Source organism: Marinobacter salarius (assembly GCF_032922745.1).
GTDB lineage: Bacteria > Pseudomonadota > Gammaproteobacteria > Pseudomonadales > Oleiphilaceae > Marinobacter.
On the sequence record NZ_CP136693.1, the window covers coordinates 1,725,014 to 1,740,019 of the forward strand.

The 15,006-nt window shown below is 55.3% G+C and carries 13 protein-coding genes; 8 read left to right on the forward strand and 5 right to left on the reverse strand.

Features of this window, described 5'->3' with window-relative positions; translation table 11 throughout:
* The first annotated feature begins 1 nt into the window (after position 1).
* Positions 2-1,210 (forward strand): glycolate oxidase subunit GlcF, encoded by a 1,209-nt coding sequence (glcF, locus tag R1T46_RS07865; RefSeq protein WP_300495467.1) that lies wholly within the window; start codon positions 2-4, stop codon positions 1,208-1,210.
* Positions 1,211-1,304: 94 nt separating this feature from the next.
* Positions 1,305-1,754, forward strand: a complete 450-nt coding sequence (locus R1T46_RS07870) for a DUF4124 domain-containing protein (protein ID WP_317307912.1) — start codon at positions 1,305-1,307, stop codon at positions 1,752-1,754.
* 392 nt (positions 1,755-2,146) lie between these two features.
* Here the strand turns inward: R1T46_RS07870 and R1T46_RS07875 are convergent, their stop codons facing one another.
* On the reverse strand, positions 2,147-3,448 hold the full coding sequence (locus R1T46_RS07875; protein ID WP_317307913.1) for a serine hydrolase: 1,302 nt from the start codon (positions 3,446-3,448) through the stop codon (positions 2,147-2,149).
* 281 nt (positions 3,449-3,729) lie between these two features.
* On the opposite strand from R1T46_RS07875, the gene R1T46_RS07880 reads away from it, so the two are divergent.
* The 3 genes from R1T46_RS07880 to R1T46_RS07890 all read left to right on the forward strand — a co-directional run bounded on the left by R1T46_RS07880 (position 3,730) and on the right by R1T46_RS07890 (position 6,829).
* Positions 3,730-5,109, forward strand: coding sequence for a DUF1329 domain-containing protein (locus R1T46_RS07880; RefSeq protein WP_317307914.1), 1,380 nt, complete (start codon positions 3,730-3,732; stop codon positions 5,107-5,109).
* Between the two features lie 98 nt (positions 5,110-5,207).
* Complete coding sequence (locus R1T46_RS07885; protein WP_317307915.1) at positions 5,208-5,999, forward strand: SDR family oxidoreductase; 792 nt, start codon at positions 5,208-5,210, stop codon at positions 5,997-5,999.
* The gene (locus R1T46_RS07890; protein ID WP_317307916.1) at positions 5,996-6,829 is read left to right on the forward strand and encodes an SMP-30/gluconolactonase/LRE family protein; all 834 of its coding nucleotides are present in this window, start codon (positions 5,996-5,998) and stop codon (positions 6,827-6,829) included. The genes R1T46_RS07885 and R1T46_RS07890 overlap by 4 nt, the downstream gene beginning before the upstream one ends.
* A gap of 24 nt (positions 6,830-6,853) precedes the next feature.
* Here the strand turns inward: R1T46_RS07890 and R1T46_RS07895 are convergent, their stop codons facing one another.
* The 4 genes from R1T46_RS07895 to R1T46_RS07910 form a co-directional block, all read right to left on the reverse strand.
* A complete protein-coding gene (locus R1T46_RS07895; RefSeq protein ID WP_317307917.1) occupies positions 6,854-7,291 on the reverse strand; it encodes a nuclear transport factor 2 family protein in 438 nt (145 codons plus the stop codon).
* Positions 7,292-7,341: 50 nt separating this feature from the next.
* Positions 7,342-8,220, reverse strand: coding sequence for an SDR family NAD(P)-dependent oxidoreductase (locus R1T46_RS07900; RefSeq protein WP_317307918.1), 879 nt, complete (start codon positions 8,218-8,220; stop codon positions 7,342-7,344).
* Positions 8,221-8,402: 182 nt separating this feature from the next.
* On the reverse strand, positions 8,403-9,605 hold the full coding sequence (locus tag R1T46_RS07905; protein WP_317307919.1) for an aminotransferase class I/II-fold pyridoxal phosphate-dependent enzyme: 1,203 nt from the start codon (positions 9,603-9,605) through the stop codon (positions 8,403-8,405).
* Positions 9,606-9,750: 145 nt separating this feature from the next.
* Positions 9,751-10,989: an FAD/NAD(P)-binding oxidoreductase gene (locus tag R1T46_RS07910; protein ID WP_317307920.1), complete on the reverse strand. Its 1,239-nt coding sequence runs from the start codon at positions 10,987-10,989 to the stop codon at positions 9,751-9,753.
* 294 nt (positions 10,990-11,283) lie between these two features.
* Between R1T46_RS07910 and R1T46_RS07915 the strand changes: the two genes are divergently transcribed.
* The 3 genes from R1T46_RS07915 to R1T46_RS07925 are packed head-to-tail and all read left to right on the forward strand — an operon-like array spanning position 11,284 to position 14,782.
* Positions 11,284-12,654, forward strand: a complete 1,371-nt coding sequence (locus R1T46_RS07915) for a sulfite reductase flavoprotein subunit alpha (protein ID WP_317307921.1) — start codon at positions 11,284-11,286, stop codon at positions 12,652-12,654.
* Positions 12,621-13,082 (forward strand): hypothetical protein, encoded by a 462-nt coding sequence (locus R1T46_RS07920; protein ID WP_317307922.1) that lies wholly within the window; start codon positions 12,621-12,623, stop codon positions 13,080-13,082. Before R1T46_RS07915 ends, R1T46_RS07920 begins: the two co-directional genes overlap by 34 nt.
* Positions 13,082-14,782, forward strand: a complete 1,701-nt coding sequence (locus R1T46_RS07925; protein ID WP_317307923.1) for an NADPH-dependent assimilatory sulfite reductase hemoprotein subunit — start codon at positions 13,082-13,084, stop codon at positions 14,780-14,782. The genes R1T46_RS07920 and R1T46_RS07925 overlap by 1 nt, the downstream gene beginning before the upstream one ends.
* Positions 14,783-15,006: the final 224 nt, after the last annotated feature.

The following is a 15,006-nucleotide window of genomic DNA, read 5'->3' on the forward strand; positions in this document are numbered from 1 at the left end:
GATGCAAACCAATTTAGTCCAACAATTCGCCAACACCCCAGAAGGCCAGGAAGCCGAATCCATCCTGCGTGCCTGCGTACATTGCGGCTTCTGCACCGCCACCTGCCCAACGTACCAGGAACTGAACGACGAACGCGACGGCCCCCGCGGCCGCATCTACCTGATGAAAATGTTCCTGGAAGGCGAAGAGGTCACCGAAAAATCCCGTGAACACCTCGACCGCTGCCTCACCTGCCGCAGCTGCGAAACCACCTGTCCTTCCGGCGTCAAATACGGCCGCTTGGTCGACATCAGCCGAGGCCTGATGGAACAGGAAATGCCACGGCCACCCAAAGAGCGCTGGATACGCTGGTCGCTGGCCCGGGTACTTCCCAACCGTCGACTGTTCGGCTTCCTGCTACGCATGGGCCAACTGTTCCGCCCGGTACTGCCATCCGTATTGCGCACCAAAGTACCGCCCAGAAAAAAGGCCAGCCCCTGGCCGGCTGCCAGCCACGACCGCATCGTGCTGGCCCTTGCCGGTTGCGTTCAGCCCTCCGCCACGCCGAACACCAACGCCGCTGCCGCCCGGGTGCTCTACAAACTGGGCGTCACCATGGTGGAAGCACCGGAAGCCGGATGCTGTGGCGCGGTGAACCATCACCTCTCGGAACATGATCAAGCCCTCAACGCCATGCGCCGCAACATCGACGCCTGGTGGCCCGCGATTGAAGCTGGCGCTGAGGCCATCATCATGACCGCTTCCGGTTGTGGCGCGATGGTTCAGGAGTACGGCCACCTGTTAAAAGATGATCCCATGTACGCCGCCAAGGCGCAGAAAGTCAGCGACATGACCATTGACCTGGGCGCTTTCCTGCTCAAACAGGACCTGGAAAAACTGAAGGTACCCCAAGGTGCCGGCAAAGTGGCTTTTCATTGCCCCTGCACCCTACAACACGCCATGCAGCAGAACGGCGTGGTGGACCAGGTATTGCGCAGGGCCGGCATTGATCTGGCGGAAACCAAGGAAAAACATCTGTGCTGCGGCTCCGCCGGCACCTACTCCATTCTCCAGCCCAAGCTCAGCCAGCGCCTGCTGAACAACAAGCTCAAGGCCCTGACCGTGGACAACCCCGACCGCATCGTCACCGCCAACATTGGCTGTCAGATGCATCTGGAAACCAAGGCTCAGGTGCCGGTTCAGCACTGGATTGAGCTACTGGATGCGTGATTTGTGGGCCAGGAAGCACGCTGGCCCTCTCACCCGCCTGTGGTTTTGTTTATAATGCCCGCGCCGACACACAAACCACAAGGAGTGGAAACCGATGCCATGGAGGCAGGCCGCACTAATTGTACTTTTCGTTATTCCCGCCGTTGCAACAGCCGAAAAAATGTACACCTGGGTTGATGACCAGGGCGTTGCGCACTTTACCGACATAAAGCCAGTGGCTCGTGAACATGAGCATGTGGAGTTGAAGCGCCCCTCGCTGATTCCCATGCGGGAGAACATCACCCGGGGCAAGCGGGTGAGCACGATCAATCAGCAAGTGAACCGTAGCCTTGAGAGCAGTAGCCGTAGCCAGCAAACGATGTCCGAAAAACAGAAGGCCCGCGAGCGTGAGCGCAAAAGCGCCCGCTGTGAGGAATATCGGAAAAAGCTGGACCGTATCCAGAAGCAACTGCGGGCCGGGTACTCCAACGATCAGGGCAACCGCTTGCGGCGACAGCGTCGGGAAGTCAGTCAGAAGTTGTCACGCGAGTGCTTGCTTGGCTGAGCTTCCCTGTGTATTCGGGCGCGTTTACGAGGTGAACGTGGTGGTTTCCTGATTTTCGGTGCTGGGTATGTCGTTCGTTATTCTGGTCGGAATACTCCAATAAAAAAGGTTTATCGCGGGTTAGCGGGCTTTTTTGTTGAATTCGTGGTGCCCGAAGGGCGCTACCCATAATCGCTGCAGAGCGGGTTTAATCGGACTATTGTGAGGGTGGGCAAGTGGTTAGACCACATGTTCGCTGTCCCGGATCTACCAAATCGACCGCTGCCCCATGCCTTTCGCTTCATACTTTGCCCGTGCCCAGACTAGCAAACGATACATCGAACCCTGTCTGGTTTCGGCCGTCCAGGAACGGACAAACTATCTCTCTGCGCAGCGGCGTGAGATCTAACCGGCTAGTTCATAAGGTAATCTGCAAGTGCTTGGTAAGCCGCTAACGAGGTTACGTCATTGATGGCATTGCTGGGAGTGGGGTGAGACGCGAAGCGAGCAATCACCATCTGAGCGGTCGGATCAACGTAAAGTGTCTGACCATGGATGCCTCTGGCGGCGTATGCGCCATTTTCATTGTGAAAAAGCCACCACAGGCTTTTATAGCTACCGTTTGGAATGGTGTCGTATTTGGCCTTGGCAAAGTCATCGGGGTCAGCGCCGGCAGTGATGCTTTTTATGGCTGCTTGCGGAATCAGACGCTTCCCGTTGAGTGAGCCCTCATTCAGCATGAGTTGCCCGATACGGCCAAGGTCTCTTAAGCCCATGCTCAAGCCGCCGCCCGCAAACGGCGTTCCGATGGAGTCGATGGTGAAGTATGCGGACTGTTCTGCGCCCATTTTCTGCCAGATGCGTTCCGACAGTTGTTGTGCCACCGACTTGCCGGTAACCCTGGCAATGATCCACCCGATGGTATCGACGTTTATGGTTTTATAAGCAAAAGCTTCGCCATGTTGTCCCTCCGGTTGAACGGTCTGGAGGTATTCGAAGTAGCTCCTGGGTCCCTCGAATCCGGGAGGTTTCGGTAGCGGTGTGGCCGCTTTTGAGTAGACCCAGACATCGGCATCAGGGTCTGAATAGTCTTCGCTGTATTTAAGGCCGGTTGTCATGTTCAGGATCTGGCGCACAGTGGCGTCTCCAAACGCGCTGTCTTTAAGTTCCGGCACAAGCTCTCCGGCTAAAGCGTGTTCATCAAGCGTGCCCTCGGCAATCAGCGTTTCGGCGATCAGGCCTGTTACGGATTTGGTCATCGACATGGCCGCGTGCTTTCCTTGCCCGTCCAGGCAGCCTGAATAGCGCTCGTAGACCACTTTCCCTTTGTGCAGAACAATTACTCCGTCAGTGTGATTAGCCGTATAAGCCTCTGCCCAGGTCATGGTGTCGCCGGTATCGCTGCGCTGGAATTTGACTTGGGCGATATTTTCGTCGAGCTGATAATCAAGTGGGACTGGCGCGCCGAGGCCTCGTGATACTTCTGTCGTTGGTAGCAATTCGCGAAGGTGACACACTGACCAGTTGAGTTTGGGAGCGGAAAAAAAGTCGCGATCGCTATTCCGGATGATACGGTTTTCGGGCGGTGGAAAGCCTTCCATCCACTCTCTTTCATTCTCTGTTGTGTCGGCCACCGCCGTGGTGTTAATGCACACGGTCATTGTCAGCACCTTGATCCAGAGATTGGTTTTAATGGTGTTAATCTGTTTGTACATAGTGGTTGTATCCCGGATTAATCGTCAGAGTTGTAGCGAAGGCGCCTTGGCACATGCACGGTTAGCCGAATATCAGTAAGCCGCCATCAGATCAGTATCCCTCTTCTTTTCCTAAGATCAGAGTTGCCAAAAAAACTTTCAGGCACATCGTCCATTTGAGGGTTTTGTAACGATTTGCAAGCAGGCAATTGATTTAGTCCCAACAGACCATGCCGATGTGTATGGATTTCCGGAAAGTTGCAGAGTTCAAGAATTGCGTTCGATACAAGGAGACAAGAACAATGCAACGTAGTTATTTGGGGGCGCTGATTGGTGCTGCAATGATTCCAGTATTTTTATCGTTTACTGCTAACGCGGCTGTAGGGTCAGAACAGATTGAGCGCCTTGGGAAAGATCTGACCTGTGTAGGTGCAGAAACGCAGGGGAACTCGGCGGGTACAATTCCCGAATTCACAGGCCGTTACTTGGGTGCAGTGCCCGGTTGGAATCCAGAGCCCAACTCCGGCGAACATCCTAAGGATCCTTATGCCGAGGAGTCCCCTCTGTTTGTCATAACCGGGCAAAACTACGACCTTTTTGCGGACAAGCTTTCAGAAGGTCAGCGTGCCATGTTTGAGCAGTATCCGAGCACTTTTCGGATGAACATCTATCAGGGGCACAGGGACTTCCGCTATCCGGATTTCGTGTGTGAAAGGGCAAAATACAATGCGGAAAGAGCTCGAGTTACCTACCGTGGCTTGGGTTATATGGGGATGGGCCACACACCGTTTCCGTTTCCAGAGACCGCGTTGGAGTTGCTGTGGAATCATATGGTGCCATTTCGCGCATACACTGACGAAAGCGTTCGCGACATTGCGTCTGTAAATGCGAGCGGGGATGTTGGCTTTGGTCGGGCAGAAGGGCAGTGCTTGGCCTTGTCCAACAAACCTGAAGGTCGTCCTCTCACAAGTGATGGCGTCTCGGCCATGTGTCGTACCGAGGTGCTCCTACCTATTCGTGAGAAAGGGAACGTTTCGATTAATCACGAGCCTTATAATTACTCGAGAGATAAGCGTGTGGTCTGGTCCTACAATGCCGGTACTCGTCGAGTCAGACTTGCGCCGGGATACGGTTTTGATCAGCCCCTTGGAGGAAGCAATGGCAATATGACCATTGATGAGGACAGGTTGTTCAACGGGTCGCCAGAGCGGTACGAGTGGACGATCGTCGGCAAGCGCGAAATGTATATTCCTGCGAATGCCTACAAGCCGAATACCGACCAGGTTTCTTATGAGGCCCTTTTGACGCCTCGTCACGCGAACCCTGATTTCATGCGATATGAGTTGCGACGGGTGTGGGTCCTTGAGGGCACTCTGAAACCAGAATTCAATCACCTCTATGGCAAACGCCGACTGTTTCTCGACGAAGATACATGGCATGCGGTTGTCGCTGATAATTACGACAGACGAGGCCAACTGTGGAAGCATGCTTTCGCTAACTACTATTATCACCCCGACAGTTCAGCTTGGCAGATTGGCAGCTCCTTCTACCACGACCTTACGAGCGGAGAATATCTTGCCTACAACCTGACGAACGAACGTCGCCAGGGACCTGTAATCAACAGGGGTAATCTGAAGGCTTACGAATTTACGCCAGATCGGTTGCGGGCGCAGGGACGTTAAGCCGCGAGATGGTCTGAATTGACGATGTCGAAAAGAGAGTTCAGGTAGATGCTCTTTCCAGTATGTCTGTCTGAAAACATAAAATGAGGTGTGAGATTATGCCAATTTCCGTCGTAACGGGTGCCGCATCGGGCATCGGTGCTGCTGTTTCTGAGAAGCTAAAGAGTCAAGGCCACACTGTGGTCGGAATTGATCGGGCGAATGCCGATGTGTCCGCTGATCTCTCCACGCCTGAGGGTCGTAAAGCTGCGGTTGAGCAGGCTCTGGAGAAAGCCGGAGGTAAGGTTGATCAATTGATTCTCTGCGCCGGGTTGGGGGTAACGGCACCCAATGCTGGACTGATCGTGTCCGTCAATTATTTTGGCGTCAGTGAATTGCTGGAAGGGTTCTTCCCGGCGCTCCAGACCGGTGACTCACCTTCAGCCGTGGTTGTGGGCTCCGTTGCGTCGGTTCAACCCGGTGCTGATCAGTCACCCCTGGTGGCAAAAATGCTGGAAAACGATGAAGACGGTGCCCTTGCGCTGACACAGGAGCGTGAGAATTCCATGGAAGCCTATGGCGGCTCCAAATACGCTGTCAGCGTTCTGGTTCGTCGGAAGGCCATTGAATGGGGCAAGGCCGGGGTCCGTTTGAATGTAGTGGCACCGGGTGCTGTTGAAACGCCCCTTCTTCAGGCTTCAAAGGAACATCCAAAGTATGGCGAAGCTACGAAGAAGTTTGTGGCTCCCCTGGGGCGTGGAAGTCGTCCGGAAGAGCTCGCAGATGTTATCTGTTACCTGACCTCAGATCAGGCGAGCTTCATACACGGGACCGTTCTTTTTTGCCGATGGCGGCATGGATGCAATGCTCAGGCCGGGCAACTTTTGAATACTGCAGAGGACGGATCATGAAAGTTGATTCAGAGATTATCGCAGAGGGACTTGCTTTTCCGGAGGGGCCGCGCTGGCGTAATAACCTTCTTTGGTTCTCAGATTTCTACAGCGGTAAGGTTTACACGCTGTCACTGGCCGGTCAGCTGGAAAAGCAGATTGACGTACCAAGCCAACCCTCTGGCCTAGGCTGGACACCTGAGGGTCACTTGCTGGTGGTCTCCATGATCGACCGGAAGCTGTTGCGTTGGGATGGTAAAGACCTTGAGGAGGTTGTCGATCTTTCTGCGCTAGCTGGCGGATGTTGTAACGACATGTATGTGGCCAATGACGGGACGGCATTTGTCGGCAACTTCGGCTTTGATATTTTCGGTGGTGAAACCTTTCGGCCCGCCCGGCTTATTAAGGTGACCCCGAATGCCGATGTAGAAGTCGCTGCAGAAGATATGCATTTCCCTAATGGTACGGTAGTCGTCAATAACGGCCAGACCCTGATTGTGGCTGAATCATTTGCGAATCGACTTACAGCTTTTGATATTGACCCTCATGGCGCGCTCTCCCGGCGCAGAGTATGGGCGGATTTGGGTGAGCACTCACCCGATGGCCTGTGTCTGGATCGTGATGGTGGCATTTGGGTTGCTACCCCGGGGCCTGGCAGGGCCGGGTTGGTCCGAGTGGCAAAGAACGGCGAAATAACGCATGAAATCACTGTGAGCCAAGACGCCTACGCTTGTGCTTTGACTTGTGATGGCCGTTATCTCCTGGTTTGCACCTCCGCCCATGCAGAGCCCTCCGAATGTCTGCGTTACCGCAGCGGGCGGATAGAGAAGGTTGATTTGACCGGTTTATGAGCCAGTAGGGAAGAGGCATGCGGTTCAGCCGCTGCGCTCCACCAATGAAAAGCGGTCGAATTCCGTTTCCACTATTAGCCATTTACCCTCAATGCGGCGATAACGATCTCTGTATTGACCTCCTAACTGCATAGTGGCGCCGGTCTCTCTATCCTGATTGAAGTAGTACAGGGCCCAGCGGGCAACCGCTTCATCTTCCCCTTCTAACCTTATTTCAGGGTTGCTCCCATGATGAAGATCTATGACTCGCTCATTGCAGGCCAGCTTCTGAAACAAAGCCACAAAGCTGTCTCGATCTTTAAAACTACCGAGGGGGCCAAAATCAATGAATACATCGCCGGGAGCAAAACACTGGCGAATGACCTCAACGTCTTTTGTATCGCAAGCATTCAGGTACCGATGCTTCAGTTCGCGGATATCTTCAAGTGCCTCCAGGCGGGCAACGCGCTGTTCAAGTTCCATGTTGAGCGCTCCTTTTATAATCGACGAGGAAATTCCGGGTCATATCGAACTTACTCAACTCTTGCAGGGTGGAATTTGCGTGGCTCTCCCAAGACGCTGCGATAGGAGGCAGGTTTATGGCCGTCTTGATCAGTAATGCCGTACTTTGCGGCCAGCTCTGCGGTGATTAAAGTTTGCCCGGAGATTTGTTTCAACTCAGCGTCATTCAATAGTGCAAGGATGACCCGACCGTTGAATTCCGGGGTTTCTGCGTTAGCCATAACGGATTCATATTTGTCCGCGCGCTCAACGGCCGCAATGGCTGAGCGTTCCGTACGCTGGGGGCCCAGCCATAGTGAAGCAGTGGCTACATTTGTACCCTCGAAATCTGCAGCCATATCAAAGGCGATCTTGTCGATGCCGGCCTTCTGACCACCGTAGGCCGGGCCACGCATATAGCAGTCCGCCCCGAATGATGAGGTGAAAGCAATCAAGCCACGAGGCGATTTAAGTAACAGCGGTGCAGCGTAATAGCTGGCAATATAGGAGGATCGCAGGCCGACATTGAGCATCTCCACCATATCGATCGGCTTACTCCAAAACGGTCCGGGATCAATAAGGTTTTCGTGGAGAAAGGCCGCATTGTTCACCAAAACGTCCAGGTGTCCTTGTTCTCGCTCGATTCGAGCGAAAAGCTGGCGAACCTGTTCATCAATGGCGTGATCGCAGCCTACGGCAATTCCCTTGCCTCCAGCGTGGGTAATCGCTTCTGCGGTTTCCTTAAGAGTGCCTGATAAGGTCTGACCGCGAAGCTTTGCATTGCTTTTCGTAGCAGAGCGGCCAGTAACGTAGACGGTCATTCCAGCGGCCCCTAAAACGATCGCAATGCCCCTGCCAACGCCACGACTGGCGCCGGTTACGACGGCCACTCCTCCGCTTGGTTGATTCATCTGCTCACCCTTATAACTGAGTCGGTGTTACTGAATTAAAGAAGAGTGGCTTTCAGGGCACGGCCACGCATCGTCTTATCAGACTAAGGCGAGGCTGAGTTCTCACGCCGGCTTCGCATTTGAATCGCACCGGTTTGTCTTCTTGAAGATAGGTCAACTGATGACTGGTGTAATGGCTTGAATCAACGCGCCAAATCGCTGTTGGCCCTCGCTGTGTCAATCGCTTGCTGTAAATCTGCAATCAAATCCGAAGGGTCTTCCAGGCCAATGGATAATCTGAGCATACCGTCACTGATCCCTCGTTTTTCTCTCTCTTCTTTCCCAATGTCATGATGACTTGTGACTGAAGGTTGGCTGACCAGGCTTTCTACACCGCCAAGACTGGTTGCCAACAGGAAGATTCGCAGATTGTCGGCAACGGCTGTGGCTGTTGGGCCTCCGCCAGCGATTTCGATGGTCATCATTCCGCCGAAGCCGCTCATCTGTTCGCTGGCCAGTTGGTACCCCAGGAAAGATGGCAGGCCAGGATAAAGAACCCGTGTTACGCCGGGATAACCGTCCAGGGCCCGCGCGACAGCCATGGCATTTTCATTGTGTTGCCTGATTCGCACGGGCAGGGTGCGAAGGCTCCGGGAGAGCAGGGCAGCAGTCTCGGGTGAAAGTAACTGGCCAAGGTTCTTACGCCAGGCGGCAACGGTCTTGCTCAATGGTGCCGACGACATCAGGGCACCAGCAGTAAGATCACTATGACCGCCCAGATACTTGGTGGCGCTGTGAACCACCAGGTCTGCACCCAACGCCAGTGGACGCTGATTTATGGGAGAGGCAAAAGTGTTATCAACGGCCAGTAACGCTCTTTTTTCGTGGGTGACCCTGGCCATGGTACGAAGATTAATGATGGCGAGGGTAGGGTTAGCTGGGGTTTCGCAGAACACAAGCATGCCGGGTCTGCTCAACGAAACCTCGAGATCTTCCGCGTTGGCTCGAAGAAGAAAGGTGACCGGGATACCCAATGGCAGGCAATGATTGGTAAGTAGCTCCTGCGTTCCACCATAGATATCACCAATACAGACAACGCCCTGTTGGCCGTGGGCGAGAATTGTTGCGGAAATCGCCGCCATCCCCGAAGCAAAGGCGAGCCCTGCCTCGGCATGCTCCAGCGTTGCAAGGCCCTGTTCCAGTTCCTGAATGGTCGGATTGGTTCCCCACCGGGTGTAGAGGTAGCCCGGCTTTCGTGCCTCAATGCCGTCCAGTTGCGCTTCGGTGTCACGGAAGCGGTAGGTGGTGGTGTTATAGATTGGTGAGTAGGGACTGCCAAAGGCATCCTGATGGCGTCGATTATGAATAATGCGCGTGGATTGGCCTTCTGAATGATCAGTAGTCATGTCTAATCACACCTCTTCCCGGATGACTTATGGCTGCTTTTTACTCAGTGCATGTTCATGATCGGGCGGATGCGATGGGCACCCATTTTTGATGGTTATACCAACAGCTACTCTCTGACTGGCAGCCTAATACCCTTGAGGCCCTCTAGTTCAGTGGCTTGTGGGCGATATCCAGTTCTTTGCCCTTGAGCATGTAATCAAAGTAGAACGGCGGCAGAAAATGCTTTTTCACCTGCCAGTAGAACCGGGACTCTTTAAATGGGCTCAGAGGCAGGGTAGGGGCAACCTTTCCACCATAGATGAATTCCGCCAGCATGACCTTGCCATAGCCCGTTACCACCGGACAGGAGGTGTAACCATCGTAGCTGGCGCTGATGTTACCGCCAGAGAGTTTGGCCAGAATGTTGGCGGCGGCTACCGGTGATTGCTTGCGAATGGCCGCCGCCGTTTTAGAAGTTGGTAGCGAGCTGGCATCGCCGAGGCTGAACACGTTACCGTAGGATATATGCTGCATGGAATGCTGATCTACATCCACCCAGCCGTCTGCGTTGGCCAGAGCACTGTTCCGGATAAAATCCGGAGCGCACTGTGGCGGCGTAACGTGCAACAAGTCGAAGGCTTCTTTTACTTCGCTGGTCTCGCCGGCGCTGCTAGTAAAGCGGAAGGTAGCAACTTTCTTGTCTCCGTCCACCGCAACCAGATTGTGGTTCATCAATAAACTGACGTTATGCCGTTTGGCCACCTGAGTCAGCGGCGGTACGAAGTCGGGTACGCTGAACAGGGCCCCGCCAGCGGCAAAGAACTTCAGTTCGCTACTTCCAGCAAGGCCTTTTCTGCGCACATAGTCCGCTGCGAGATAGGCAATTTTCTGGGGTGCTCCGGCGCACTTGATGGGTGCCTGTGGCTGGGTGAACAATGCCTTTCCGCCCTTGAATGCCTTCAGACACTGCCATGTGTATTCCGCCAGTGACGGGTCATAATTGCTGCAGACACCGTTGCGTCCGAGGGTATCCCGGAGCCCTTCCACACCATCCCAGTTCAGCTTCAGTCCGGGTGTCACCACCAGAATATCGTAAGCCAGTCTGCGGCCATCTGAGAGCGTTACCGAATTGCTATCTGGCTCAAGTTCATCGACGGCGGCTCTCACCCAGCGAGCGCTAGCCGGCAGGGTTTCCGCCTGTGGCCTGGCGGTTTTGGCGAGAGAATAGGCTCCACCGCCCACTAGCGTGAAGGCGGGCTGGTAGTAGTGAACGTCGTTTGGCTCAACGATTGCAACGTCCAGCCCTGGGCGTTGCCTTAGCAGAGAGGCGGCGACGCTGGTGCCGGCGGCTCCGGCGCCGATAACAACGACGGTGTGGTGTTGGGTGGTCTCTGGTTTGGCCATGAATCTGCTCCTTCCAATGTGTCATTCATAGAATGAAACGTTTGGATTTAATGTTAGATCTAAAACCAAAAAACATGGAATGATGGAGGTCATTTGCTGTCGATCGTTTTCGAATATCCATAAACCGCTTTTAAATCATGTCGATAAGTAGTAAATCGAAAAAACAGATAAATAATATCAAAACAATCTGATTTATAAGGGTTGTGTTTGCTTCCTAGAGTGCCCGTGACATTTTCGGCCCCCTCCGGATTGCCTTCCGGAGAGGCCACTCACACTGTGTTGCGGTGGCTTATTATGACAAACGCGCTTTCAGCATCTCCGCTCTCAGCGGAGCAGCAGCAACGGCTAGGCCAGTTACTGGCGGAACTCAGTCCGGATCAGACGAGCTGGCTTGCCGGCTATCTCGCTGGTGTCTGTGCAGCCTCGGGTACGACCGCACTGTCTCCCTCTGTTAAAACGGCATCCGCTCCGGGCGAGAGCGAACTGACCATTCTCTTTGGTTCCCAGACCGGCAACGCCGAAGATGTGGCGGAACAGCTGGCGGCCCGGGCGGCGGAGAAAGGCGTTGCCGCCAGAGTGGTCGACCTGGCGGACTACAAACCCAAGCAGCTCAAACAGGCACAGTTCCTGGCGCTGGTCACGTCAACCCAGGGCGAGGGCGATCCGCCCGACAACGCACTGGATTTTCACGAATTCTTGATGGGCAAAAAAGCGCCAAAACTGGGTCAGTTGCGATACAGCGTGCTTGGGCTCGGTGATTCCAGTTACGAGCATTTCTGCCAGACCGGCAAGGATTTTGACCAGCGGCTGGTGGAGCTGGGTGCCTCCAGCCTGGCCGAGCGGGTTGACTGTGATGTGGACTACGAGGATCTGGCAAAGCAGTGGATCGAGCGGGTGCTTGAGGCTGTGGCATCCGAGGCCGGCGCTTCCCAACCGGTGGCCGGCGATGCGACAGCATCGGTTGCGCCACTAGCATCGCCTTATGGCCGCAAAAATCCATTCCAGGCGACGATCTTGACCAACCAGCTGTTGAACGGCCAGGGCTCGGATAAAGAAGTACGACATATCGAGCTGTCCCTGGAAGACTCGGGGCTGCAGTACGAACCCGGCGATGCCCTGGCGGTGTGCCCGGAAAACAACCCGGAGCTGGTCTCACAACTGTTATCGGCCCTGGAGTTCGACAGTGAAACGACTGTGGATATCAATGGCGAGACCGGCTCTCTGGGCGAAGCCCTGACCCGGCATCGCGAGATTACCCTGCTGACCCCGCCACCGGTAAAACAGTGGGCAGAACTGGCGGGGCAGGAAGAACTGAGCGCCCTGGCCGACAATACCGGCGAACTCCGGGACTGGATGGAAGGCCGGGATCTGCTGGATCTGGTTCAACGCTGGCCGGTGCCGTCACTGGAGCCACAGCAACTGGTGAACCTGCTGCGCAAGCTGCCACCGCGGTTGTACTCCATCAGCTCCAGCCAGGCAGCCGAGGAAGACGAGGTACACATTACCGTGGCAGCCTGCGTTACCAGAGCCACGATCGGGATCGCGAAGGCGTGGCCTCCACCTGGCTGGCGGACCGGCTGGAGGGGGGTGCTACAGTGCCGGTTTACATTGACCCGAACAAGAACTTCTCCTTGCCGGATAACGACGAGGCGCCGGTCATCATGATCGGTCCCGGCACCGGTGTGGCACCGTTTCGGGCCTTCATGCAGCAGCGGGAAGAGCGGGAGGCAGCCGGTGATAACTGGCTGATTTTCGGTGACCGCCGCTTCCGCAGCGATTTCCTGTACCAGAGCGAGTGGTTGAAGTGGCGCCGGGATGGTTTGCTGACCCGGCTGGATGTGGCTTTCTCACGGGACCAGGAAGAGAAACGTTATGTTCAGCACTGCTTGCGGGAGCAGGGGGCGGAAGTCTGGGCCTGGCTTGAACGCGGTGCCAGCCTGTATGTCTGCGGCGATGCCGAACAAATGGCACCGGATGTCCATCAGGCGCTGCTGAACATAGTCCGTGAGCAGGGCGGCAAAACTGCGGATCAGGCGGAAGACTACCTGCACCAACTCAACCGGGATAAACGTTACCAGCGGGATGTGTACTGATGAGTGAGAAACTGCCAGAAGCCGAGATTATCAAACGGGAAAGCGATTACCTCCGGGGCACCATCCTGGAGGGGCTGCAGGACCGGGCGACCGGGGCCCTGCCGGAGGATGACACCAAACTGACCAAGTTCCACGGCAGCTACCAGCAGGACGACCGGGATCTGCGGGACAAGCGCCGGCGTCAGAAGCTGGAGCCTTTGTACCAGTTCATGGTGCGCCTGCGCCTGCCCGGAGGTGTACTGTCCAGCCAGCAATGGCTGGGGCTGGACCGGATTTCCGATGAGTGCGCCAACTCCACCCTGCGCCTGACCACCCGTCAGACGTTCCAGTTCCACGGCGTGTTCAAGGAAAAAATGCAGACCTTCATGAGAATGGTCAATGCCCTGGGTCTGGATACCCGGGGGGCCTGCGGCGATGTCAATCGCAACGTGATCAGCAACGTCAACCCGCAACTGTCCCACCTGCACCGGGAGATCCACGAACTGTCGCTGGCGATCAGTGATCATCTGCGCTGGCGCTCCGGCGCCTATGGTGAAGTCTGGCTGGGCGAGAAACGGGTCGCGGCCCTGGGGGAAGAGGAGGAGCCGTTCTACGGCTACAAATACCTGCCCCGCAAATTCAAGATTGCCCTGGCCATTCCGCCGGAAAACGATTGTGACGTATTCGCCAACGATATCGGTCTGATTGCCATCGTTGAGGATAACCGGATTCAGGGCTTCAACGTGGTGGTAGGCGGCGGCATGGGGCTGACCTATGGTGACCCCGCCACCTATCCAAGGCTGGCGACCATGGCCGGGTATGTGCCGAAAGACCAGATAGTGGATGCCTGCCAAGCCATCTGTGCCATCCAGCGGGATTTTGGGGATCGCACCAACCGCGCCCATGCACGCTTCAAGTACACCATCGATGACCACGGCATGGACTGGTTCCGGGACAAGTTTCAGGAATACCATGGCGAGGCCTTCGGGAAAGCCCGCAGTTTTAGCCTGACCAGCAACGGCGACCATTTCGGTTGGGTCGAGGGCGAGGATGGCCTGCTGCACCTGACCCTGCTGATCCCCACCGGCCGGGTGGCCGATACGGAGGAGGGCGGTCAGATACGTACCGCGCTGCGCCGGATTGCTGAAATCCACCAGGGCAACTTCCGGATTACCTGTAATCAGAACCTGGTGATTGCCGGTGTGCCCGCTGACCAGCGGCCGGCGATTGATGCGCTGGTAGAGGAATACGGTCTGGATGACGGCAACCGCAGCACCCCTCTGCGCCAGCACTCCATGGCCTGTGTGGCTTTTCCGACCTGTGGTCTGGCCATGGCTGAGTCCGAGCGTTTTCTGCCAGAGTTTATTGACCAGATCGAGCAGTTGATTGCAGAAGAGGAACTTGAGCCGAATGCCATCAACATCCGGATAACCGGTTGCCCCAACGGCTGCGCACGACCCTACCTGGGCGAGATAGCGCTCACCGGCAAGGCTACTGGCAAATACAACCTGTATCTGGGGGCGGACTTTGCCGGCCAGCGGATGAACCGGCTATACCGTGAAAACATTGATGTTGACACGGTTCTGGCCGAATTGCGGCCACTGTTTCGTGCCTACCGGGAGCAAAGCCAGGCCAGCGAGCACTTTGGTGACTTCCTGGTGCGCAGCGGAATAATTGAAGACGAAAGGACGGCACTCATGTTTCACCATCCATTGGTGTAACGTTTTGGATAATAGATTGGAAGTAAAATAGGTTGTTTTTTGTTGATCTTTTTTCAGTGAAAACCGTCGTCAACTGCGTAATGAGCCCGCCAGTGATCTAATCATCGGGTATTTTCATCGTTAGCGTCACGTTTTGGGGGTTCATCAGATTGAGATGTGAGACCTGAGCAGTGATCAAGACACCGTCTCAGGCCTCCATTCATTGCGGTTATTGAGAACCAACC